Source organism: Acinetobacter sp. 24-47-47, from assembly GCF_057737035.1.
The window spans coordinates 1,493,732-1,516,018 of sequence record NZ_CM173216.1; the positions used below are offsets into that span (position 1 = coordinate 1,493,732).

The following is a 22,287-nucleotide window of genomic DNA, read 5'->3' on the forward strand; positions in this document are numbered from 1 at the left end:
CATTGAGTTGGACGAAGTTGGACGGATAAAGAGCAATGGCAACGCTAAATCAAAAGCACAAACTCTTTATCGTGCGTAGCTTAGCGCAGTGGAATACACCTACTGAAACCGTTGAGCTTGTCCAACAAGAGTTTGGCATCACTATTTCACGTCAGCAGTGTGAGGCATACGACCCGACCAAACGGACAGGGCAAAACCTCAGTAAAGCATTAGCTGATGAGTTTTATAAAACCCGGGAGCAGTTCCGTAAAAACACAGATGAAATGCCCTTGGCGAATCTCGCCGTGCGCTTACGTCATTATGAGAATTTGCTGAATAACCCACAGAACAAACGCAATCCGATTTTACAGCTGACCATTCTTAAACAGGTGGCTGAAGACGTCGGTGGCAAGTACACCAATAAAACAGAATTGACTGGCGCAGGTGGTGGACCATTACAAAGCGAAAATGTTACCTACGTGGATGCTAGCCCTGAATTAGTGAAGCAGGTGTTAGATGAACTCGAAAGTAAATACTAGACCGCTTGAGATAAAGATAGAACGTGAGAAATGCGAACGTGAACATTTGTTTTTCACACGCCGTTTTTTCATGCCTCGTATGGGCTTTAAGTTCTCAGTCAATTGGCACCATGAATATATTGCATGGGCAATTGATGAAGTCATTGCTGGTCGCATTGAAAACCTAGTCATTAACGTTCCACCAGGTTCAGGAAAGACTGAATTACTGACCAATCTGATTGCACGTGGTCTCGCACGGAATCAGCGTTCACGATTCTTATATTTGTCATTCTCGCAGTCACTTGTAGAGGATGTGTCGTCTACGGCGCGAAACATCGTGAAATCGGCTGATTTTCAGGGCTTATGGCCTGTGAAGATCTCGACCAGTACCGATGCTAAGGCAAGCTGGAAAACGACTGTAGATGGATATGAAGCGGGACATGTTTATTCAGCTTCGATGGGTGGTCAAGTTACGGGCCGCCGTGCAGGTACTTTGGCAGATGCTGGATTTACCGGTGCGATTATCCTGGACGATCCGCTCAAGCCTGAAGATGCATTTAGTAAGACGGCACGTAACAAGGCAAATCGTAAGATTCTGAACACGGTCAACTCACGTAAAGCCAAATCATCTACACCGATTATTCTGATTATGCAGCGTTTACACGTTGAGGATCCGACTAACTTTGTGATGACTGGCAACGTGCCAGGGAAATGGCATCAGATCTCGATACCGGCACTGATTGATGATGCTTACATCAATACCTTGCCTGAGCATATACGCCGTAAAGTGCCACGTGATGTCGAGCGTGATGAGAAAGGACGTCAGAGTTATTGGCCACTGAAAGAGTCGTTACAGTCATTACTGCAGTTAGAGAAGGGCGGTCAGGATAAAGACGGCGCTACAGTGTCACGTTATACGTTCAGCAGTCAGTACCAGCAAGAGCCTAAAAAGCTCGGTGGTGACCTTGTTAAGGCTGAATGGTTCGATCGGTACCATGAGTTACCAGTACTCAAGTGGCGTGCGATATGGGCAGATACGGCGCAAAAAACCAAAGAGCATAACGACTATTCAGTGTTCTTATGTGCAGGGCTTGGTTATGACAATCGCTTGTACATCATCGATGTGCGCCGTGGCAAATGGGAAGCACCTGAGCTGATTAAGGAAGCTAAGGCTTTCATCAATAAGCATAAGGAAAGCAATACCAAGATCGGCAAGCTTCGATACATGGCCATCGAGGATAAAGCATCTGGAACGATGCTGATTCAAAACATTTCGCGTGAAACCACATTACCGATCAAAGCGATTCAGCGTGATACAGACAAGCTGACTCGTACTATGGATGTAGTGTTCTATGTCGAGGATCGTCGTGTTGTTCTACCTGTGAGTGCGCCGTGGTTATTGAATTATGTTGAAGAAATCGAGGGTCTTAAAGCCGACTTCACACATGAGCATGATGACCAATGGGATCCTACCATCGATGCGATTAATGACTCACTTGCGAAAAAGCCGACTGTATTTGATTAGAGGTATTTATGGCTAAAGATAAAAAGTCTGATACAGGCGGTAAAATTAAAACGCTTGTAGCAGATGCAGTAAAACAGGCAATCAACGCCATTGGCGATGCTGGTGCATATACCAACTTGGTATCCAATATTGGTACCGAGCGTGACAAAGCCACAGGTGGCAAGTTCGTCCGTAAAGACATTGACGATGATCAACTTGAAGCGGTGTATCAGAATTGGCTTGCACGCCGTATTGTCAATCGCCCTGCATCTGACATGCTGCGTGCTGGATGGTTCTATGAAGGCATTCAAGGTGATGATTTAAAACGCCTTGAGGAAGCGTGTAAGGCGTTTCACTTAGAGCATGTGCTTTTATCGGGCCTAATTCTTTCTCGCCTCTACGGCGTTGTGTACATTCTGCTTGGAACGGCTGACGGCGCTGCCTTAGACCAACCTTTAGATATTTCCAATCTCGGCCAAGGCCGTTTGGAATTCTTCACGGTCGTTAAAAAGAAATATATCACGGCGGATAAAAACAGTTATTTACCGCCGTCGGCATGTTGTGGACTACTGAAACAGCCTGAATTTTACGAAATGAAAATGGGGAATGAAGCGAAAAAGCGCATTCACCATACTCGTCTAATTCGCATTGCTCATGCCGATGTGGTGAATGAAGAGCCTCAAAGCATTCTGCAAGAAGTCTATGAGGATCTGCTGGATCATGCCAGTGTGAAGCGTGGATCTGCTAGCCTTATTCATGAATCAAAGATTGATGTCATTCAAACGCCGAACTTGGTTGATAAGATTAGAGAGGATATGAAAGGCGTCATGGAACGTTTCATGTCTGTGGGGCTGATGAAAAGCCTAAACGGTATGTTAGTCCTTGATGCTGAAGAAAAGTACGAATCAAAAACGTATAGTTTCGGCGGCTTGCCTGACATGATGCGTGAATTCTCAGTCCAGACGGCGGGTGCCGCAGATATCCCATATACGATTCTGTTTGGCCAGTCACCCGCAGGTATGAATGCCACTGGTGAGCATGACACTCGTAATTATTACGACTCGATTGCTACTAAGCAGGAATGGGACCTTAAGCCGATCTTGATGAAATTTCTTGCTGTGATCTGTCAGTCTACATTTGGACGTCAAATACCTGAGCTGGATGTCGTATTTAATCCGCTTTGGCAATTGGATGCTAAAGTCCGTGCGGAAGTGGAAAAAGCCAATGCTGAGCGCGATGAGAAGTATCTCAATATGGGCATCATCACTGAACCGCAGATCGCTCGTCAGCTTAATATCGACGGCGTTTATTCAGTCATTGATGAAAAACACATCAAATTGCTGGAAACCATGGTGAAGCCAAATGACGACGATCATACAGATCCTTAAGCCTCAGCTTCAGCAGATTAAGAAAAGCAAGAAAGGGCGCAAGGCTAAGCCTAAGGCAGTTAAGGTCAATCGCCGTGTAGAACTTTTCTATACACGTCAGCTTTTGGAAATATCCAAATATTGCCAAGACCAAACCAAGGATTTTGTTTTACCAGCCGTTGGTCAAAACATTGGTGATAGCTGGGTGACAGACCTATTCACGGCGTTACGTGAAAAGATGGTCAAGTACACCATGGAAGTGTCGGTATCTTTGGCCACTAAAGTGGTTATGGATACCAGCAAAGATGTTGATAAGCAGATTGCTAGTCATACCAAGACCATTCTTGGTGTGGACCTTACGCCGTTTTTCCGTGGCGCTGATATTCAGGATGAAATCGATAATCAGATTGCTGCAAACGTTTCGCTGATTAAGTCTATTCCAAGTCAGTACACTGATAAGCTTGAAGCGTTGGTGATGAATGCCTTGCAGACAGGGCAAACTAATCAAGAACTGGCTCAGGAAATAAAAAAACTCGGTCATAGCACAGACAATCGTGCACGACTGATTGCAGCCGATCAGATGGGTAAGATCAACGGCGCTATCAATAAGAAACGTCAGACGTCTTTAGGTGTAACGACTTACGATTATTTAACATCAAAGGATGAAAAGGTTCGTCCGTTATGTGCCAGCCATCATGGCAAAACCTTTCGATGGGATACGCCGCCTAAGGGTGGTCATCCTGGTCAAAAGATTGGATGTCGATGCACCGCCTTGCCGAATTATGAGGATATTTTGATCGACTGATTTAATAGTTTGATTTAAAGTATCTTTCGATATGCAGGGGATTACAGATGCATCAAGACCAAAAACTAGATATTTTGTTGGATGTAAAAACTAGAGCAAATAAATGGATTGGAAAGTATCTTTCTATGGATGTGGTTGATCCCCACTTTCAGCCTTTATTTGATGTTTTTAAAGAATCGAACTTCGATATCGAGTTGCTGTTGAATATGGATTCAATTGAAATTCTACAAGTGACTAAAAATTGTTGCGAAGGGATTGGTTTAAGTAAATTTGATAAAGATTGTGCTTTAGAGTGTTGGGCAGCAGATGCTTCGGTAATGATGAATTCGCTTAAAGATCAATAGTAAAGTCACTTGTTGTTTTATCTAATTTAACCCACTTTGGTGGGTTTTTTATTGCCAAAAATTGAAGGAGCCATAAAGGCTCTTTTTTATTGAGCTCAATTTATGAAACTCATTTACCAACTCAAAATTGGTGATTTTGCACCAAGCGAAAGTACACGCTCATTTACTCAAGAAGGGTATCTGAAATGCGTCAACGTACGTTTGGCTAAAGCACCTCAAGTACGTCAGTACTACGCTTATGAATTTCCAAATTTGGAAGGTTATTCAGCGGATCAGGTTATCAATGTCTATGTGGCAGCTGAGGACTTATTCAAACCTGAAGTCATCAATAGCCTTCAAGGTGTAGATGCAACGGACTATCACCCACCTAAAAATGAAATCAATGCATCCAACTGGAAGGAATACCACATTGGCGAATGTTTCAATGTACGCCAAGAGGGTGATTTCTTGGTCGGTGATCTGATCATTAAAGATCAGAACAGTATCGGTTTAATCCAAAACAATGAGCGCGTTGAGATCTCATTAGGCTATGCGGCTGATCTTGTCCTTGAACAAGGCACGGCGCCAGATGGTACGCCGTATCAAGCTAAATTTATCAATTTTAAAGGCAATCACGTGGCGCTGGTGAAATACGGTCGCTGTGGCGGTGATTGTCGCGTCGGTGACCAAAACCCAAACCCAAAAGAGGGAAAAACAATGGAAGTAGTTGTAAACGGTATTCGTTTTGATATTGGCGATAACAAGCCATTAGCGGACGCCTTAAAGATCCAGCAAGACCAGATTGAAAACTTGAAAGCAGCAAAACTTAAAGTTGGTGACAAACAATTTGCCGTCGGTGATGAATTGCCAGCTGTACAAGCGGTGGTTGATACCTTGCAGACTGAAAATGCAGAACTGAAGCAAAAAGTCGGTGATCTTGAAAAAAACCAAATCACACCTGAAAAGCTTGATCAGGTCGTCGCTGAACGTGCGTCAGTGGTTGCGGATGCCGTTGCATTGGTACCAGGTATCAAAACTGAAGGCTATTCATGTGAGCAAATCAAACGTGATGTGATTGCAGCCAAAGCAGGTGACACATTGGTGACCGCTGTACTTGGTGGTGTCGCCGTCGGTGATGCTAAACCTGAGCAGATCGACACGGTATTCCGTGCACTGTCAGCAGTGAAATCGACCACACCAGGCAATGCAGTCGGTGATGCATTACATCAACAGCAACAACAGCAAAACCAAGGTCAAGACCCTAAAGAAAATAAGGGTTATGACAAGTCTGCTGCATACAAAACAATTTGAGGGGAACTTGAATCATGGTTCAGCAATTAAATGCGGTAGTCGGTCAACGTGGCCGTTTAACTGCCAAAGAGGTTGTACTGTCATTACCGCTTTCAGGTCTGACTTTAGTCAATGACGGTGAAGTGGTTGTCCGCACGACTGATGGCAAATCTGTAACGGCTGTGGCAGGTGCTACACCGACACGTTTTGGTGTGGTGGTACGCCACGGCGTTGGTAAGACAGGCAAAACGGCGGCTGGTAAAGAAGCCTATAAAGCGGCTGATATGTTGCCTGTGATGTTTGAAGGTGCAATTTGGGTCAAGCCTACAGCGCCAATCACTGACATTACTGCTGCGGTTTACGTAAAAACTGCAAACGGTACCACAGCAGCGCCGTTGGGTTCTTTGTCGAGCTCAGCAACTGACGGAACAGTATTTCCAGGTGCAGCATGGGAAACCGTGACAGGTGCCGATGGTTTAGCCCTTCTTAATCTTCGTGGAGCTTAATAACACATGAGCAAATTAGCAAAAATGAAAGCGCGTTTAACGCCGATTTCACATGCCATTCAGGCACAAGTTGGCGATGCGTTCAACATGGATGCATTGGCACAGCTCTTCATAAAGATCGAAGAACAAAACGAAATTACACCACAGCTTGCACAGGTCCTTGACTACGCCAAGTTCATCCCAGTGACCAATGTAAATGCGGTTTATGGTGGTGGTGAAATTCTGTCTCGTAAAAAAGGCGTGGGTATCGGCGAAGACTATGCTGGTACAGGTGATGATATTCCGCTTGCAGAAGTTGAATACGATACTGTAAGCCTACCAGTGAAAGTCGGTGTGATTGGCTACCAATATTCAGTGGTTGAATTGGCGACCGCACAGCAAATGAACCTCACGCTTGAAGCGGATAAAGTTCAGGCTGCAAACTTAGCTGCTGAAAAGCACATGTCAAATGTCGCTTGGTACGGTTACACCAAAGCGAATGCCAGTGGACAGCTTGAACAAGTGAATGGCTTCTTGAACCAAACAGGCGTTACCATCGTGACAGGTCAGCACGATTGGGCTACAGCGACCATTGAAGAGGTTTTATCTGACTTCAATAACTCGTTGGCAAGCTCGACAGACTTGTTTGACGGTGATGCGTCTATTGAGCCTGATACCTACTTGATGGCATCAGCGCAGTACACACACCTTTCAACACGTGTGGTACCAAACTCAGGCGGTAAAACATTCCTGAAGTACATTGAAGAAAACAACATCTTCACCACTCAGGGTAAGCCATTAACGATTCGTGGTTCTGGTCGTGGTAATGGTAAAGGTACTGCAAGTGCTGACCGTTCGATCATTTATCGCCGTGATCCATCATGTATTCAATTCAAAGGTAACAGCGTTGTATTCCTGACGGCGCAACCAAAAGGCTTAGATGTGCTTGTACCTGGTCATTACAAATATCAGGGCGTTTGGTTGAAACGTGTTGATTCACTTCGTTACCTTGATCATGCATAAGGATTAAAATCTCATGGCTAAATATTCATACACTTACAGCGGCTCTAATGCCGCTTTTGTTTTTGCAGGCCTGGTGACTTTACCTAAAGGGATCGCCGTAGTAGTTGAAGCCAATCACCATAAAGCACTCCAAAAGAACAAGTTTGCCAAGCATATTATTGATGCAGGTGAGCTGGCTGTTGAAGAAATTGCAGAAGCCGGTGATTCAAAACCTGCTTCAGGTCGTGGCAAAGGCGCACAATCTGGCAAAGCTGACGATGGTAAAGGCAAGGATGAATCCAAAACTCCTGAGCTCACGATTGATGACGTGCGTAAAGCGCTGACTGATCTTGAAATCACCTTCGCTGAAGATGAAACACTTGAACAGCTGCAAGAAAAACTTGCTCAAGCTACTGAATAAGGTGAACTATGGACCCACAAGCTTTTAAATTAAAGTTTAAGTACGACACAACATTATTAAATACTTCTGATGCTGAAATTGCCGATGCATTAGAAGAAGCTGGTCTTGTTGTAACGGCGCTTGAATTTGGTGATCTGAAAGAACGTGCTGTGGGTCTATATGCAGCACATATTCTCAGAGTTGCATACAAATCAAAGTCTGGTAGCAGCTTTTCAGATGCATCAAGTATGACTATTGCAGGTCAGAGTGTGAGCTTTTCACGTTCTGGTACTGATGCATTTTATAACCAAAGCATTTATGGCCAGCGTTACCTGGCATTAAAAAATTCAATTCCAATTGGCAATGATGGTACCAATCCTAATCGTTTGGGTGTTGGTGCTTTCGTTGTTTAGGAGCAAGGCATGTCATTTAAGTATCAAGCGCCTGAAAATTTCAAAGCGACTTCGCTTGAAATTGCAGGCACCACGTACAAGGTTGAAAAAGGTGTGATCGAGTCGGATACCGACATTGCACACATCTTGGCACCACATGGTTTTAAACGTGCGGTACCTGAAATCAAAGCAGAACCTAAAAAAGAAACTGCTGCTGCAAAGTAGGTGATGTATGAGTGATTACCGTGTTGATGCTGATGTTGATTTTAACGAGGTCAATGAACGTGTACGTGCTGAAATACGGCGCACGGTAAATGCACTCACACTTAAACTTCAGCGCACTATTCAGGAAGACATGCTGACAGGTCAGCGCTTGAATGTGCAGTCTGGGCGTTTAAGGGGATCTGTTGCATCTAAGGTGGAAGAGGATAAGGATTGGATCGAGGGTACAGTCGGTGCGGGTGGTGCTTTGGTACCTTATGCCTTTGCTCATGAATTTGGGCTTAAAGGTGCATTGGCCATTAAGGCGCATCTTCGGATGATCAAGAAAGTCTTTGGTCAGCCGATCACAGCACGTCAAATCATGATCAAAGCCCATTCTCGTAAAGTCGATATGAAAGAGCGCCGTTTTATGCGTGATTCATTGGATGAAGTGGCGAAGAGTGTGCCGAAGAATATTGATGCTGCAATTGAAAGGGGATTGAGCAGTGAATAGTGAAGCCATTTACCAGGCATTGTTTGATCGTCTATCGGGTATCGATGGGATTAAAACCACGAGTCGCAGGCTAAGGCATTTTAACCATGTTACACCCGAACAGCGCCCAGCGTTATTTGTGACGCAAGGCAACCAGACTGAAGCACCGATCAAAGGCTTGGATGCCAAGGTTGAACTTGAAGCGGAAGTGTACGTTTACATTCATGAATCAAATCCATCTATACCGCCGAGCGTGCAGTTAAATCAGATGATTGATCAAGTACGTGCCAAGCTTGCGCCTGATCATCCTGACATCTGCGAATACCAAACCTTAGGAGGATTGGTCGAGCATTGTTGGATCGAGGGCACGATCGAAGTTTTTGAAGCAGTGGAAAATATGCTTGATGACCAAGGGATTGCCATTATTCCGATACGGATCCTCACCACTACCTAAAGCAATTCATAAATTCCATGACCGCCAATACGGCGGTTTTCTCATTTTTAAGAGGTCGATATGGCTCAATATTTATTTGGTGCCGGTAAAATCTTTGCCACACCATTACAGGATGTGCACGGTAATCCAATCTCCAACGGCACACCCGTTGAAGTGGGCGTACTGCAGTCAACGTCAGTTGATATCAGCTATGACTTAAAAGAACTCTATGGCCGTGGTCAGTTCGCCGTAGATGCCGCACGCGGTAAAGGTTCGATTAAGTGTAAAGCGACAATGGGTCGTATCAATGGCGCATTGCTAAATTCCATTTTCTTTGGTGGCGTGGTCACTGAAGGTGGTATTACTGCAGTCGCGCAGACCATCAATGGTGAAGTCGTTGCAGTGTCAGTAACACCAGTCGTTCCGAACAGCGGTACATTCGTGAAAGATTTAGGCGTGACTGACAGTAAGGCAATTCCATTAAAGCGTGTGGCGAGTGCACCAGTTGCAGGTCAATACAGTGTGGATGAAGCGACAGGTGTTTATACCTTTGCAGCAGCTGATGTGGGTAAAACGGTATTTATCAGCTTTAAATACACAGCGACGGTGGCAGGTGCTAAGTCAGGTGTCGTAAGTAACTTGGATATGGGCTATACGCCTGAATTCAGTGTTGATCTGTTCCGGGAATACAAGGGCAAGGGTCTTGGTATTGAATTCTACCGTTGTACAAGCAATAAGCTTGCGTTCAGTTCAAAACAAGATGATTACGATCTACCTGAGTTTGAATTCCAGCCAATGGCCGATGATTTAGGCCGTGTCTTCAAATGGACTACTTCGGAATAATACCATATGCAATTTAATCAGGTCGAAAACCCACGTGGTAACCCACTTAAAATTAATGGCCAGATTTGGATTTTTGCGCCGTTGTCCTTAGGTACTGCTGAAAAGCTGATGCCGAAGCTTAAAACCTTTGATCCAAGTGACTTTGCTTTAGTGGCAGATGTAGCACATAGCTCTTTAAAGCGTAACTATCCTGACATTACCCGCGAATTTATTGCTGATGAACTACTTGATATTGGTCACGTGAACGCCGTATTTGATACGGTCATGGGGGCTTCTGGTCTAGTTTATACAGGTGAAGACGAGCAGGCCACTGATTCGGGGGAATAGACTGGGAGGAGCTGTACACGCATTTGGTGCTTACATTGGGCAAGGATTACGACTATGTGCGTAATGAATTGGATTTTCCAAGAGTCAAAGCATTGAATGCGTATCATAAGCAGTGTCCTCCCAACCATGTTGGTATTCAGCGTCTGTGTCGGATCCTTGAGGCATTTATGGGGATTGAAGACAGTACTGGTTCAGAAGATGCTCAAAGCGATGATGAAGATGATTTAATGGATGCTTTGATTAACTTTCCACAAGGATAATTTTATGACTGTAGATTATGAGGCATTAGGTCGTTACCATACTGTATTGGAGCAGTACCAGCGATTAATAACCCAGCGACATAATTTAGCAAGCAGTATTGATCGAGTAACTTTGAATGCTCGTATTTCTGGAAGTGTATCTGATTCCATACAAACACTAGATCATGCAAAGTTGGGTAGTTTGGTGAATGAAATCACTTCGATTAACCAAGAATTGATGCATGTTGTTGAGCAGGTAAATCATTATGCTGGCATTGTGGATAAGCCTAAAATCAAAATTATGCGTAATGCGTAGTCAGTTTTATTCAGGGTGGCTAAGGCTGCCCTGATTGATTAAAGTTTTTGAGTTGGTTAAAGTTCGCGGGAACTTTATAACAACTTGGATATAACCATGAAAAAAGTAATTGGATTGGGTCTATTAACTTTGGCATTGACTGCTTGCGGTGGTGGCGGGGGTAATTCATCTTCTTCTAATAATGAGGGAGATAAAACACCTGTAGCTAATGCTGAAATCACTGGTGTTTACACTGGCAAGACCAATCAAGCGCAAAATGTTATTGGGTTGGTAGATAAAAATAATAAATTCTGGTTTCTATATACACCACCTTATTCTAACGGAATTACTGGCTTCATGACTGGTGACTTAACTGTTTCTGGTAACACAGTAAAAGCGATTAAAGGGAAAGACTTTTATTTTGGTGGTAGTGCAGTTTACGACACATCTATTAATGGTACTTTTGAAACTAAAAAGAGCCTAAATGGAACGATCACTTATACGCCTTCAAATCAGGTTACATTTGACACTTTATATGATGCTGAATTAAATAACTCGGTATCCAATCTCACGACAATCGCAGGATCTTATATAGGTCAATCAGCGATAGTTGAAGGTATTGAAGAAGCAACCTTAACAATTTCAAATACGGGTGTGATTTCAGGTAAGGGACAAAGTGGCTGTACGTTCACGGGGAAAATAGCAGTTGAAGAAAATGCACCTTACTACAATGTTGATTTAGCTTTTGGTTATTCACCTTGTCTCTTAGCGGGACAGTCTGTAAAGGGTGTGGTTTATTATGATTCATCAATTAAATCACTTTATGCAGTGGCAGAAAATAGTAATAGACAGAACGCAGTACTGTACTTAGGAACAAAACAGTAACTCCCATAGTTTTGAAACTTACTTAAAGAAGCACCTTAGGGTGCTTTTTTAATGCGCGCAACCTCTTCCACGGTAAGGCTATAACCTTTCATACGACTAGCAAGTTCCATCATTAGAACTTCGGTAGGTATTTTTTCAACAGCAGATAGGTTTTGAGAAAAGCTTTCTTCAAGGCGATAGACCGCCTCCGCTGTAATGGTTCTACCATTTTCAAGAGCTGCTTTTTCAATACGTTCTTTTAACTCCATGGGTACACGGAGGTTCATTTGTGGATCGTTACGTGCCATGTACGAAAGACTCTGCTAGTGATATAAAGAATAATATTGCATCACTGTGCTTTACATCAATAAAGCAGTGTGCTTTAATGTGATCACGGTGCTTTATTGGAGATTTAAATGGCACGTTCAGATACACAGGTAGCAGTACGAATTCCACCTGAGTTGCACAAGCAACTAAAAGAAAAGGCTGTAAAGGAAGACCGTTCAATGAATTATTTAATCAACAAAGCAGTTGAACTTTTACTTGACCAAGAGAATGCGAAAGCATGAAATCAACAGGCACAAAAAAACCTTGTTCAACTCTCACATATCACAAGGTTTAGTTGCCTATTAACCATAAAGGAAAATAGTTATGACAACTATGAGTTTACAACAAATCACAGTACCTTTCCACAATGCTGAATTATTTTTAGTTGAGCATAATGGGCAACCATACACACCTATGAAGCCTATTGTTGATGGCATGGGTTTAGACTGGGGTTCTCAATTTGTGAAGCTAAAACAGCGCTTCGCTTCAACCATTGTGGAAATCACAATAGTTGCAAATGATGGTAAAGATCGTCTTATGACGTGTTTGCCAGTTAAAAAGTTATTTGGCTGGCTTATGACTATTAGCCCAAACAAAGTAAAACCTGAACTTCGAGACACGGTTATTAAGTATCAAGAGGAATGCGACGATGTACTTTGGGATTATTGGGCTAAAGGTAAGGCTGTTAATCCACGTAAAACAACTCCTAAAGATCGTGAGAACTTACGTCATGCTGTATCAAACTTAGTATCGCGTGTGAAAATCAACTTTTCAGATGCGTATATCATGGTTCAACAGCGATTTAATGTTGATCACATTGACGAAATACCATTAGAAAACTTGGATGATGCGGTCGAGTATGTTCATGGATTAATTTTGACTTTCGATAAATACCAATCTCACGCCCCAGTAGATGTAAATGCTATTCAGAATTGTCACGGCGTTTTACAGTATCGTTTGATTGAGTACCAAAAGAATTTGGAAGCCGAGGTTAAACGCTTAGGTGGAAAAATGCCTGAACATCCATCCTTTAATCCTGAACAAGTTGCTCAGGCATTAATGTCGGAGATACTTCAAGGCAAGCAAATGACTGTAAAACTGAATTATCAGGGTGGGTTTGCTATTGACCTTGTGCCCGAAAACGCCGTGATGATTGAGTCTAATAAAATCCCAGAATTGGTGAATCGTACAGATTTAGTTTCAAAAGAGCAGCTCCCTTTAATTATGCAAAATGCTATGGAACGCCTAGTTAAATAACCCTAAAAAAAATTCGAAGGTGTGGTGATTTTCACCATACCTTGACTGACTACAACCGCCTCACGGCGGTTTTTTTATGCCTGCGAGATAGGAATTATGAGCAACAATCGAGTGGAAGTGCACGTTGGTGCGAAGACTTCTGAACTTAAAAAAGGCATGAATGAAGCCGAAAGTATTGTTAAAGATACGGCGCAGGAGATTGAAGTCACAGGTAAGAAAGTGGACTTTCAGATTGACGTGTCTGGTGTGCAAAAGATCTTCGATAATCTTTCAAGCAATATCTCAACGCAGATGCTGGGCCTAGGTAAAAAAATTGCTGCTGGTATTGGTTCTGCCTTAGCTGTAGATGGATTGGTCAGTTTCACTCGCAATGCAATTAGCACCGCTTCAGAAGTTCAGAAAATGTCTGACATGCTGGGTGAATCGGTAGAAGACCTCCAATACTTTGCCAAGGGTGCTCAAACAGCTGGATTGTCATTAGAACAGTTCGGCATGATGGGTAAGGATGCGCTAGATCGTCTCGGTGAAGCACGCCGAGGTGAAGGCGAAATGATGGACTTCTTTGAAAAGGTTGCGCCTAAGATTGGTGTGACCATCGATATGTTCAAAGATTTAAGTGGTCCAGAAGTTATCCAGGCATATTACGATGGATTGGAAAAAGCCAATTTATCGCACGCTGAAACTATCACCTACATGGAGCAGATCGTCAATGATGGCAGTTTGCTTATTCCACTACTCAAAGACGGCGGTGCAGGCTTTAAAAAATGGGGTGAGGAAGCCAAGAATGCTGGCGCTATCATGTCTAAAGATATGGTGGACAACCTCGGTAAAGCCAAAGAAAACCTTTACACACTAGAGCTTCAGTTCCAAGGCTTCCAAGCAATGCTGATCAATTCAGTAACGCCTACAGTGACTGCTATTGCGCAGAACTTTGACAACATCAAAGCTGTGGTCATCGCTTTAGGTGCAGCTATTTCAGCTAAATTGGTTGTTCAATGCGCCGTATTGGCTAAAGAGTTTGTGATTGGTGTTGCCCAAGGCATGGCTTATCAAATGCAATTGTCTGCGCTTCAGGGTCAAGCGATGCGTACTGCTACGGCGATGGGTGTACTGCGTAGTGCGTCAGCATTGCTCGGTGGACCTACTGGCTTAGGTATGTTGGCATTTCAAGGTCTAGCGGCAGGTGCTGCATTCCTTTACATGAAACGAAGCAGTGATGAAGCTGTTCCAGCGTTAAGCACACAAGGCAAAACAGTTGCTCAACTTCGTGAGGAATATGAAAAGCTTGATAAGGCTCAACAGCGTGTTTTGACGCGGCAAGCCACGGCGGATTTATCCAAAGCTGAACAAGGCTTTCGTAAACAGGAAATTGCATTACTTGGCTTGGTGCGTGCGGTAGTTAATCATTCCGATGCATCAGATGCTGATAAAAAAGCAGCTAAAGAGCTCCACGATCAATATATTCAAGGCAAGCTGAATGCAGATCAACTAGCCACAGGTATTAATAACCTACGAACAGTTGAGTCTAAACATAAGGCTGGAATTGATGAGAAAGCTGCTGCCGTTAATAAAGAGCGTAAAGCAGTCATTGATGCTCAGGGTGTTCTAAAAACTTATAACCAAGTTGTGACACAAGGTACTAAGGATAATAAGGAACACACAAATTCCATCAACGATAAAGCAAATGCATTAGCCAATTTGACTGCAAAGCAGATGGAGTATGTTCGTGAATCTAACAAACATTCTGAACGAGAACGCTATATTCAACACAACATGAAAGTTGGTGGTGTGTCGCGTGAGCGTGCTGAGCACATGGCAGATGCTCGTGATAAGGCAGGTATGGGATACACCGCTAAAGACGGTGCAATGCCTGAAGCTGTTAAACAGGCTGAAGAAGCGGACTGGAAGCGTAAACAAGCAGCTGAAGCGCGTGAGGAAGCTGAAAAGAAAGCTGAGGAGACTCAAAAACGTCAAACTAAGGAGCTTGAAAAACAGCAACAGATCTTGCAGGTCAATGCACGTGTAAAAGCGAATGCTGAAAAGTTTAACTATTCAGGATTTGAAGCCAAGTATGGCTTGCCGAGTGGCATGCTATCAGCTCTTAACATGCAAGAGACTAAGGGTCGAAATGTTGAAGGCGTTCAGACTAAATACGGCAAGGCGAAAGGCAACTTTCAAATGCTGGATATGACCGCCAAGCGCTTTGGCGTATCTGATCCATTCGACACAAAACAAGCTGCTGAAGGCGCAGCCAAATACATGCGTTTCTTGCTAGATAAGTATGGTGATATCAACAAGGCTATTTCTGCTTATCATGCAGGTGAAGGGAATGTTGATCGTGGTACCGGTATTGGTCCAATTAATCGCCAGTACGTGAAAAACGTCAAGGGTTACATGGCTGGCGTTAACGGTGTAGAAGCAGGGACTGAATCTTCAGATTTTGATAAATCACTTCAAGAGCAAATCCGCAAAGCTGAAGAAGCTGAAAAGGAAATGCTAGCACTGCAGTATAAATATGCAGATGAAAGCAAGCAGGTTGCTTTAGATCTTAAGAAAGAACTAAGTGACATTGATTCTTCTATATTGTCAGCTGAAGAAAAGAAAGCTTTTTCAATCAAAGCTGAGCAGGAAGCCGCCGACAAAATCAAAGCGATTCGTGTTGAACAACTTGAAAAACTCAAGACGCTTCATGAGGAAGAGCTTCAAGGCAAAATGATTTTGTCTCAGCAAATATTCGAGCTAGAAATGGCACGTTTGGATGCTGATTTTGATGCTGGAAGAATCAATAATGTTGAAAAGGTACGTCTTGCAAAGCAACTTGAAGAACAGTTGTATGCCATCAAGCGTATTGGATTGGAGGAGCGCCTAGATCTTGAACAAGAGCTAAGTCAACTCACTGGGAATAGTTCTGGGGTAAGTGGCGTAACCAATGAAATCAGTGCATTAGATCATCAAAGATCGGTGTCTGATATCCAAGCACCAGGCATGATTTCTGATGCCCAAATGAAAGACTTTGAAGATAAGTTTGGGAATCTAACGTCACGAATGTCTGGTCTATGGGATAAAGGCATTCAGTCCATGATGAATGGAACATTGACCTGGAAAAATGCCATGAATGCCATATTCACAGAACTTGCTGGTGAATTCATTCAAAATATGATCACTGAACCAACTAAAAAACTAGCTAAAGAACTCGCTGTTCGTTTGGCTACGAAGCTTGGATTCATCAAAACTGAAACCGCTGCGGAGGTGACAGGTCAAGCTGCACAGACTGGCGCCGTGGTAGCTGGTGAAGGCATGAAAACCGCTGCAACTTCAACAGGTGTAATTGCTCGTTTAGGTTTAAAGCTCATGGAAGTCTTAAAGTCAATTATGATGTCAGCTTGGGAGGCTATGGCTGGTGCTTGGGCTGCGCTTTCGTCTATTCCAATCGTAGGTCCTGCATTGGGTGTGGCGGCTGGTATTGCTGCATTCGCGGGTGTATCAGCAATTGTTGGAAAAGTGGCCTCTGCTCGAGGCGGGTACGATATTCCTGCTGGTGTAAACCCCATGACTCAACTTCACGAAGAAGAAATGGTTTTACCTAAGCAGCACGCGAATACGATTCGTGCCTTAGGTAAGTCACTAAGTGCAGATGGAAGCTTTGGCACACCTCAAACTCCAAGTCAACAAGTGAGTAACCATTTCTCAATTCAAGCCTTTGACTCACGTGACGTAAAGCGTTTCTTTGAAAAGCATGGTCGTGAATTGGCGAGTGGATTAAAGGGCCATCGCCGTAATTTCGGTACCTAAGGAGGTTTTCGTGTCTGATGTATTATTTCCTGAATTACCTGGTCTTGAATGGGAGTTGTCAAAAACTCCCATTTTTAATACCAAAATTATGACTTCTGTGAATGGTCGAGAGTTACGAGCAAGTTACCAAGCCGTTCCTAAGTATGAAATCTCAATGTCATTTGCATTTTTACGTGAAAATAATGGTAGGAATGAATTGCAGCAACTCGAAAGTTTCTTTTTAGAGCGCCGTGGTGCTTTCGATTCATTTCTTTTCAAGATGCCTGATGATTATGAGTTTAATTGCACTTTTACTGGTGATGGTGAAACCACTTCTTTTCAATTGTATAAGAAAATGGCCAGCCTAGAAATACCGGTAAGTCATACGGCTGAGTTTGTATCTGAAGACCCTCTTATGTGGAGTGATGATCTTGATCAACCAATGTGGACTGATCTTGAGGCAAAAATGTGGGTAACACAGTATGAAATTACAAAGAACGGTTTGTTGAATTTACCGATACCCCTTGCTGCAGGTGATACGTTGCAAGTTGATGGCATTTATTATTATCGGTGCCGATTTGCTGATGATGAGCAACAGTTTACGAACTTTATGCATAAACTTTGGAACGCAAAAAGAGTTGATCTGGTGGGATCTTTAGGAAATAAAGTATGAGAGCTGCTTCTCCAAAATTAATTGCGTTGCTTGATGCTGATCAGTTTGTAATGGCAGATCTCTATACTATTACAACTGTGCAGGGTGATGTATTCAGATATACGAATTATGACTTTGATTTGACTGTTGCAGGTCAAGCATATAGTTCGAAAGGTCCAATCATCAGTCGTGAAGGGATTAGCCTGTCACTCGGCATTGAAGTTGATAATTTATCGATCAGCATTAATTGTATTGATGATAATGAATGGAACGGCATTAATGTTGTTCAAGCGTTTCATAATGGCCAATTAGATGGTGCTCGATTTAAGTTGGAGCGCATATTTATGGATATGAGTATGCCAACGGACACCAGTGCCGGCACCATTAAGTTGTTCGAAGGTCGAATCATTGAGCCTGACTTAGATCGTAATTCAATTCAAGCCAGTGTTGCATCAGATCTGGATGAATTGAATGTGCAAATGCCGCGAAACCTGTATCAGCCAAGTTGTACCAATACGCTATTTGACACGGCATGCGGTCTATTGCGTCAAAATTTCATGGTGCAAGCAACGATTGAATCGGGCAGTACTGCAGCACGAGTTTTATGCCAGGTGAATCAGCCACAGGGTTGGTTCACGCAAGGCGTAATTGAGTTTTTAGATGGTGGCAATGCTGGTCTAAAACGGACGATTCGTATGCATGAGTCGGGGGCTTTGTTATTGACTTTGCCGTTGTTGGAAGCACCACAGGCAGGGCAACGAATCAAAGTTTATCCAGGATGTGATAAGCGACTGGAAACTTGCCAGAACCGTTTCAATAATTTCTCTCGTTTCCGTGGTGCGCCTTTTATACCGGTACCTGAAACCGCAGTTTAATCAAATTTGTAGTAATCCATACCCAGCCTTTGAGCTGGTTTTTTTATGGGGTAGGAAAATGCCTTTACCAAATATTCTTGAATTTATTGGTACTAATATTACTCAGCGTAAGTTCCAGCAAGCGCAAGCAAAGCTTATTAATTTCGTTGATGAATTGGATAAACGACAATCTGCTACAGCGAACGGTTACTATAAATCTTATGCAACGCTTTCTGCAGCCAATGCGGATATTGCTAATATTCCATTAGGTGTGTCTGTAAAAATCTTGAGCGCTGAAAATGGTGGTGATTATTATAAGTCAACAGAGAACGCGACGGTATTAACAAAAAGTGCATACGATCCGTTGACCCAAGCAATTAAATTTGCAAAAGAATTACCGGTCAACAGCTTAAATAACAAAAGTACGAGTAAATCAGATTTATATAGTCGTGTTTTTTACGATAAATTATATTTTGCGGGTTCGAGCATTAATAAATTAATCTTAGATTTCGGTGGTGTACATTACATTAAAGTCACATCCGGGGTTAAATATTATTTAGCTATTCCGAAAGACACACCGATTAACAGATTAGAAATCGGGGCAGTCAATGCAATCTTAAAACCCGATTCTTCTGAAAACAGTCTAGCAATAGTTAACAAAGTTGATTTTTTTAATACTACTGTTCCAACCATCAAAGTTGATTCTAAAGATTGCTATTTGCTTGAATACACGTCATCTGCTGATTATTTAGCACTATACACATGTTTTTTTAGTGCTACAGAGAATGTGCATCTAGATCAGCAAGATGTATATATATCGACTAATTTAAACACTGATAGTTTTGTTAAAACAAAAAAATATGCGGTAGATATCATTGATGATCTTCGATTAAGTCAATCATCTAAAGAAAATATTTTTGATGCTTTACCTGCTAACTACGTTTGCTCACATCTAGATAGCAAACCTCAAATGGGGTATGTGCTTGATTTTACGTCAGGTGAGGTTCAAACAAACAGTCAGTCAAATGCAAGTTTGTATGTTTTACCTGTGCAACCATCAAAAAATTATACTCTTGTTTCTCTTGGTGCTAGATCTCTAGATGTTGGTGAGTTTTTCAATGAGCCCAATGAAATATTGAGAGCCAAGCCTGATTTTCTTATTGATAACTCTACTTTTGTTCAAAAAGTGATAAATGGTGCTGAAACATTAATTGTTGGCAATTTTACGACAAGCGTAGAAGCGAATTTTTTACTTATTAGTCAAAAAGTAAACGTAAGAAATCCGCGTTTCGTATTATTTGAAGGCATGATCGATATTAATCACGCCTTGCCGATTCTTACAAATAATCAAATTAACATTGGGCGAGAGTTACACATTCCCAAAGCTGTGATTCCAAATCTAACAACAAGCAATATTGTCAAAGGCAAAAACTTGTTTAATAAGGATCGAGATTTAGTATTTAATGCGTATTTTGGGGGAGGTGTTGGTGCGTTATCAGTGATAACTTTTAGATCGGCGGAGCTTGAGAATAAAAAGGGCTCTCGTGTTGCAATTGTTGCAGTAAAGCCATCAACAACTTATACAGTATCAAAAAAAGGCGGAAATCGCTTTAAAATCGGATGGTCACGAAAAAGACCGTCATATCTTTCAGCAAGTCAAGATTATGGTATTAATATTATATTCGAGGATAACTCAGCATCATCATACACATTTACAACTGACGCAGAAGCTAATTATATTGAAATCTATTGCGCGTATGACGAAGCAGATTACAGCGATGATTTTCTTCAAGTAGAACTGGGTGACACACAAACACCATACGAAACCTACGGCTATAAATTTTCACCAGAAGCCAAAATTATTGAACCTGCTATAAATTCAGAAGGAGGCTTGTTTAGTGCGGGGGTGGGCGATGGTGTTGCTGATGATTCCGATAATTTAATTGCATCAATCGCGCTCATGCGCGGGGTGATTAATTTTGATCCCACTAAAAAGTATAAAGTAACCAAAACCATTGAGTTTAATTTAGCGAATTTGACTCGAGTAAATGGAAATGGTGTGACATTTATCCCACAAGGTGATATTGCTGCGATTCGCGTTAAAGGCTCGATGATTAATGGTCATGCGGGTGACACGATCTCAACACAGAATTATTGGAGAAAAGAAGCAGGTTTTGTACTTGATCAAGTTAAAGTGCACACATTGGACGACGATCGAGCAAGTCAAAAAAGCGGCTACGGTATTCAACTGATCGGGACTTGTAATGCAACGCTACGCAATGTTCATACTGCGCACCTAAAAAAAGGGATTTTAATATCAGGTCAAAATAGGAATATAAATATTGCTGATTCGTACATCTGGGTAAATACAGAATCTGGAATTGAATTTGATAATACGTGCAAACTGCATCAAATTAACATTACAGGTTGTCATATTCTATTCAACCGCATTAATATTTTTTTAAATGATGCAGAGATGTATAACATTCAAATCGTCGGTAATGATATTGAAGTTGATGGAACATTAACAGTTCGTGATGATCCAACAAGCAAATATTGTATTCTTGCGATTGCTAATGAGCGTTTTATCGAGGATCTAACAATTGTTGGTAATACAATTGAAGATCACTGGCATTGCATGGATAGTATGATCAAGCTGCAAGGTAGAAGTACTGGAAGTATTGTCTCTGTTTCTATTGGCGCAAATTCAACAGGTAATAGTCCAGAGCATGTGATCGCTCTTGGCGGTTGCTCTGGTGTTGAAATTCGCGGACAGTACAAAGGATCCAATAAATCGGTATTGAAATTTATTGGTGATGTTGATGGTGTACGGATGGATGTGCAGCAACGACCATCGGATGGAACGGTAAACGGCGGACTTGTTTTTTCAGATGGTTATTACAACATTAAAAATGTAAATACATCTGGTTCAAGTATGTGCAAAACAAATGCTTATGCTGTCAATATTACAGGTGCGAGATCCGTCATTAATTCTCGATTTTCAGATATGGTGATCGAAACAAACGGATCTTCGACACAACCTGCAATTAAGATTCATACTGAAACTGTAAAAGGGTTGAGGGTTGATAGTAATCAGATATCAAACGATTCTCAGACAACTTCAGTAAATGTAATCGATATTGCAGCTTCGAATGTGTCAGGCAAAAATTCAATGATGAATAACTCAGCTGACAAGGGTACATTTGTTGCCCCGTCAACTTTCAAAATTGAAGGCAATTGGTAATGAGAAATCTTGAAGCCGTTGCCGAAGCTTTGACCTGGCTCGGTACCCCATACCATCATCAGGGGCGCATCAAAGGTGTGGGTGTGGATTGCGGGACTCTAATTTGTGAAGTCTATGAAAAAGTTGGACTCATGGATTATTTAGATCCGCGTCCTTATCCTCCCGATTGGCACATGCATCAGCTCGGTCAACGATATTTAGAGCATGTTTTATCCGTCTGCTATGAAGTCGATGAGCCACAGCCTGGTGACATTGTTTTGTATCACTTTGGCAAGTGCATCAGTCATGGTGCAATTGTCGTCGAATGGCCAACGATTATTCACTCCTATATTCATCAAGGAGTAATACTCCAAGATGGCACAAAAGGAAGTCTAGCTCGCAGAATTGCGGGCTTTTTTCGTATGAAGAGGCTAAAAGAATAA

26 protein-coding genes are annotated in these 22,287 nt (G+C 42.4%); 25 read left to right on the forward strand and 1 reads right to left on the reverse strand.

What is annotated here, in order from left to right:
* The first annotated feature begins 35 nt into the window (after nucleotides 1–35).
* The 18 genes from AC1M9E_RS07010 to AC1M9E_RS07095 all read left to right on the forward strand — a co-directional run bounded on the left by AC1M9E_RS07010 (nucleotide 36) and on the right by AC1M9E_RS07095 (nucleotide 11,781).
* Nucleotides 36–518, forward strand: coding sequence for a DUF2280 domain-containing protein (locus tag AC1M9E_RS07010; protein ID WP_168396906.1), 483 nt, complete (start codon nucleotides 36–38; stop codon nucleotides 516–518).
* Nucleotides 496–2,022 (forward strand): phage terminase large subunit, encoded by a 1,527-nt coding sequence (terL, locus tag AC1M9E_RS07015; RefSeq protein ID WP_488225176.1) that lies wholly within the window; start codon nucleotides 496–498, stop codon nucleotides 2,020–2,022. The genes AC1M9E_RS07010 and terL overlap by 23 nt, the downstream gene beginning before the upstream one ends.
* A gap of 8 nt (nucleotides 2,023–2,030) precedes the next feature.
* Nucleotides 2,031–3,389 carry a DUF1073 domain-containing protein gene (locus tag AC1M9E_RS07020; RefSeq protein WP_481595311.1) on the forward strand — a complete coding sequence of 453 codons (1,359 nt, stop codon included), beginning with the start codon at nucleotides 2,031–2,033 and terminating at the stop codon, nucleotides 3,387–3,389.
* Nucleotides 3,364–4,173: a phage head morphogenesis protein gene (locus tag AC1M9E_RS07025; protein WP_481613916.1), complete on the forward strand. Its 810-nt coding sequence runs from the start codon at nucleotides 3,364–3,366 to the stop codon at nucleotides 4,171–4,173. Before AC1M9E_RS07020 ends, AC1M9E_RS07025 begins: the two co-directional genes overlap by 26 nt.
* 47 nt (nucleotides 4,174–4,220) lie before the next feature.
* Complete coding sequence (locus AC1M9E_RS07030; protein WP_481595310.1) at nucleotides 4,221–4,517, forward strand: hypothetical protein; 297 nt, start codon at nucleotides 4,221–4,223, stop codon at nucleotides 4,515–4,517.
* A gap of 102 nt (nucleotides 4,518–4,619) precedes the next feature.
* Nucleotides 4,620–5,807 (forward strand): DUF2213 domain-containing protein, encoded by a 1,188-nt coding sequence (locus AC1M9E_RS07035; protein WP_488225177.1) that lies wholly within the window; start codon nucleotides 4,620–4,622, stop codon nucleotides 5,805–5,807.
* Between the two features lie 14 nt (nucleotides 5,808–5,821).
* A complete protein-coding gene (locus tag AC1M9E_RS07040; RefSeq protein WP_488225178.1) occupies nucleotides 5,822–6,292 on the forward strand; it encodes a structural cement protein Gp24 in 471 nt (156 codons plus the stop codon).
* Between the two features lie 6 nt (nucleotides 6,293–6,298).
* Entirely contained in the window at nucleotides 6,299–7,294 is a 996-nt protein-coding gene (locus tag AC1M9E_RS07045) for a DUF2184 domain-containing protein (RefSeq protein ID WP_488225179.1), read from the forward strand.
* Nucleotides 7,295–7,307: 13 nt separating this feature from the next.
* The gene (locus AC1M9E_RS07050; RefSeq protein WP_481595307.1) at nucleotides 7,308–7,694 is read left to right on the forward strand and encodes a hypothetical protein; all 387 of its coding nucleotides are present in this window, start codon (nucleotides 7,308–7,310) and stop codon (nucleotides 7,692–7,694) included.
* Nucleotides 7,695–7,702: 8 nt separating this feature from the next.
* Complete coding sequence (locus AC1M9E_RS07055; RefSeq protein WP_481595306.1) at nucleotides 7,703–8,086, forward strand: DUF4054 domain-containing protein; 384 nt, start codon at nucleotides 7,703–7,705, stop codon at nucleotides 8,084–8,086.
* Between the two features lie 9 nt (nucleotides 8,087–8,095).
* Nucleotides 8,096–8,290: a hypothetical protein gene (locus tag AC1M9E_RS07060; RefSeq protein ID WP_481595305.1), complete on the forward strand. Its 195-nt coding sequence runs from the start codon at nucleotides 8,096–8,098 to the stop codon at nucleotides 8,288–8,290.
* A 7-nt stretch (nucleotides 8,291–8,297) separates the two neighbouring features.
* Nucleotides 8,298–8,780 (forward strand): hypothetical protein, encoded by a 483-nt coding sequence (locus AC1M9E_RS07065; RefSeq protein WP_481613920.1) that lies wholly within the window; start codon nucleotides 8,298–8,300, stop codon nucleotides 8,778–8,780.
* Nucleotides 8,773–9,213 (forward strand): hypothetical protein, encoded by a 441-nt coding sequence (locus tag AC1M9E_RS07070; RefSeq protein ID WP_481595303.1) that lies wholly within the window; start codon nucleotides 8,773–8,775, stop codon nucleotides 9,211–9,213. Before AC1M9E_RS07065 ends, AC1M9E_RS07070 begins: the two co-directional genes overlap by 8 nt.
* Before the next feature lie 60 nt (nucleotides 9,214–9,273).
* On the forward strand, nucleotides 9,274–10,035 hold the full coding sequence (locus AC1M9E_RS07075; protein ID WP_481595302.1) for a hypothetical protein: 762 nt from the start codon (nucleotides 9,274–9,276) through the stop codon (nucleotides 10,033–10,035).
* A 6-nt stretch (nucleotides 10,036–10,041) separates the two neighbouring features.
* Entirely contained in the window at nucleotides 10,042–10,362 is a 321-nt protein-coding gene (locus tag AC1M9E_RS07080; RefSeq protein ID WP_481595301.1) for a hypothetical protein, read from the forward strand.
* Between the two features lie 26 nt (nucleotides 10,363–10,388).
* Nucleotides 10,389–10,622, forward strand: coding sequence for a hypothetical protein (locus AC1M9E_RS07085; RefSeq protein ID WP_481595660.1), 234 nt, complete (start codon nucleotides 10,389–10,391; stop codon nucleotides 10,620–10,622).
* 4 nt (nucleotides 10,623–10,626) lie between these two features.
* Complete coding sequence (locus tag AC1M9E_RS07090; protein WP_179998024.1) at nucleotides 10,627–10,917, forward strand: hypothetical protein; 291 nt, start codon at nucleotides 10,627–10,629, stop codon at nucleotides 10,915–10,917.
* 96 nt (nucleotides 10,918–11,013) lie between these two features.
* Nucleotides 11,014–11,781: a hypothetical protein gene (locus tag AC1M9E_RS07095; RefSeq protein WP_481595300.1), complete on the forward strand. Its 768-nt coding sequence runs from the start codon at nucleotides 11,014–11,016 to the stop codon at nucleotides 11,779–11,781.
* Between the two features lie 35 nt (nucleotides 11,782–11,816).
* On the opposite strand, the gene AC1M9E_RS07100 is transcribed toward AC1M9E_RS07095, so the two are convergent.
* A complete protein-coding gene (locus tag AC1M9E_RS07100; protein WP_481590002.1) occupies nucleotides 11,817–12,068 on the reverse strand; it encodes an Arc family DNA-binding protein in 252 nt (83 codons plus the stop codon).
* A 108-nt stretch (nucleotides 12,069–12,176) separates the two neighbouring features.
* Here AC1M9E_RS07100 and AC1M9E_RS07105 point away from each other — a divergent pair, with 108 nt between their 5' ends.
* From AC1M9E_RS07105 to AC1M9E_RS07135, 7 genes are all read left to right on the forward strand, one after another.
* Nucleotides 12,177–12,329: a toxin-antitoxin system HicB family antitoxin gene (locus AC1M9E_RS07105; protein ID WP_481590003.1), complete on the forward strand. Its 153-nt coding sequence runs from the start codon at nucleotides 12,177–12,179 to the stop codon at nucleotides 12,327–12,329.
* Nucleotides 12,330–12,411: 82 nt separating this feature from the next.
* The gene (locus AC1M9E_RS07110; protein ID WP_481590004.1) at nucleotides 12,412–13,344 is read left to right on the forward strand and encodes a phage antirepressor N-terminal domain-containing protein; all 933 of its coding nucleotides are present in this window, start codon (nucleotides 12,412–12,414) and stop codon (nucleotides 13,342–13,344) included.
* Nucleotides 13,345–13,440: 96 nt separating this feature from the next.
* Complete coding sequence (locus AC1M9E_RS07115; protein ID WP_488225180.1) at nucleotides 13,441–17,136, forward strand: lytic transglycosylase domain-containing protein; 3,696 nt, start codon at nucleotides 13,441–13,443, stop codon at nucleotides 17,134–17,136.
* 10 nt (nucleotides 17,137–17,146) lie between these two features.
* Nucleotides 17,147–17,788: a DUF2460 domain-containing protein gene (locus AC1M9E_RS07120; protein WP_488225181.1), complete on the forward strand. Its 642-nt coding sequence runs from the start codon at nucleotides 17,147–17,149 to the stop codon at nucleotides 17,786–17,788.
* Nucleotides 17,785–18,642, forward strand: coding sequence for a DUF2163 domain-containing protein (locus tag AC1M9E_RS07125; RefSeq protein WP_488225182.1), 858 nt, complete (start codon nucleotides 17,785–17,787; stop codon nucleotides 18,640–18,642). Before AC1M9E_RS07120 ends, AC1M9E_RS07125 begins: the two co-directional genes overlap by 4 nt.
* Before the next feature lie 58 nt (nucleotides 18,643–18,700).
* Entirely contained in the window at nucleotides 18,701–21,865 is a 3,165-nt protein-coding gene (locus AC1M9E_RS07130) for a right-handed parallel beta-helix repeat-containing protein (protein ID WP_488225183.1), read from the forward strand.
* Complete coding sequence (locus AC1M9E_RS07135) at nucleotides 21,865–22,287, forward strand: NlpC/P60 family protein (RefSeq protein WP_488225198.1); 423 nt, start codon at nucleotides 21,865–21,867, stop codon at nucleotides 22,285–22,287. The genes AC1M9E_RS07130 and AC1M9E_RS07135 overlap by 1 nt, the downstream gene beginning before the upstream one ends.

Coding starts and splice junctions, on each gene's coding strand:
- AC1M9E_RS07010 (WP_168396906.1), top strand. CDS start 36: ATGGCAACGCTAAATCAAAAGCACAAACTCTTTATCGTGCGTAGCTTA.
- terL (WP_488225176.1), top strand. CDS start 496: ATGAACTCGAAAGTAAATACTAGACCGCTTGAGATAAAGATAGAACGT.
- AC1M9E_RS07020 (WP_481595311.1), top strand. CDS start 2,031: ATGGCTAAAGATAAAAAGTCTGATACAGGCGGTAAAATTAAAACGCTT.
- AC1M9E_RS07025 (WP_481613916.1), top strand. CDS start 3,364: ATGACGACGATCATACAGATCCTTAAGCCTCAGCTTCAGCAGATTAAG.
- AC1M9E_RS07030 (WP_481595310.1), top strand. CDS start 4,221: ATGCATCAAGACCAAAAACTAGATATTTTGTTGGATGTAAAAACTAGA.
- AC1M9E_RS07035 (WP_488225177.1), top strand. CDS start 4,620: ATGAAACTCATTTACCAACTCAAAATTGGTGATTTTGCACCAAGCGAA.
- AC1M9E_RS07040 (WP_488225178.1), top strand. CDS start 5,822: ATGGTTCAGCAATTAAATGCGGTAGTCGGTCAACGTGGCCGTTTAACT.
- AC1M9E_RS07045 (WP_488225179.1), top strand. CDS start 6,299: ATGAGCAAATTAGCAAAAATGAAAGCGCGTTTAACGCCGATTTCACAT.
- AC1M9E_RS07050 (WP_481595307.1), top strand. CDS start 7,308: ATGGCTAAATATTCATACACTTACAGCGGCTCTAATGCCGCTTTTGTT.
- AC1M9E_RS07055 (WP_481595306.1), top strand. CDS start 7,703: ATGGACCCACAAGCTTTTAAATTAAAGTTTAAGTACGACACAACATTA.
- AC1M9E_RS07060 (WP_481595305.1), top strand. CDS start 8,096: ATGTCATTTAAGTATCAAGCGCCTGAAAATTTCAAAGCGACTTCGCTT.
- AC1M9E_RS07065 (WP_481613920.1), top strand. CDS start 8,298: ATGAGTGATTACCGTGTTGATGCTGATGTTGATTTTAACGAGGTCAAT.
- AC1M9E_RS07075 (WP_481595302.1), top strand. CDS start 9,274: ATGGCTCAATATTTATTTGGTGCCGGTAAAATCTTTGCCACACCATTA.
- AC1M9E_RS07080 (WP_481595301.1), top strand. CDS start 10,042: ATGCAATTTAATCAGGTCGAAAACCCACGTGGTAACCCACTTAAAATT.
- AC1M9E_RS07090 (WP_179998024.1), top strand. CDS start 10,627: ATGACTGTAGATTATGAGGCATTAGGTCGTTACCATACTGTATTGGAG.
- AC1M9E_RS07095 (WP_481595300.1), top strand. CDS start 11,014: ATGAAAAAAGTAATTGGATTGGGTCTATTAACTTTGGCATTGACTGCT.
- AC1M9E_RS07100 (WP_481590002.1), bottom strand. CDS start 12,068: ATGGCACGTAACGATCCACAAATGAACCTCCGTGTACCCATGGAGTTA.
- AC1M9E_RS07105 (WP_481590003.1), top strand. CDS start 12,177: ATGGCACGTTCAGATACACAGGTAGCAGTACGAATTCCACCTGAGTTG.
- AC1M9E_RS07110 (WP_481590004.1), top strand. CDS start 12,412: ATGACAACTATGAGTTTACAACAAATCACAGTACCTTTCCACAATGCT.
- AC1M9E_RS07115 (WP_488225180.1), top strand. CDS start 13,441: ATGAGCAACAATCGAGTGGAAGTGCACGTTGGTGCGAAGACTTCTGAA.
- AC1M9E_RS07125 (WP_488225182.1), top strand. CDS start 17,785: ATGAGAGCTGCTTCTCCAAAATTAATTGCGTTGCTTGATGCTGATCAG.
- AC1M9E_RS07130 (WP_488225183.1), top strand. CDS start 18,701: ATGCCTTTACCAAATATTCTTGAATTTATTGGTACTAATATTACTCAG.
- AC1M9E_RS07135 (WP_488225198.1), top strand. CDS start 21,865: ATGAGAAATCTTGAAGCCGTTGCCGAAGCTTTGACCTGGCTCGGTACC.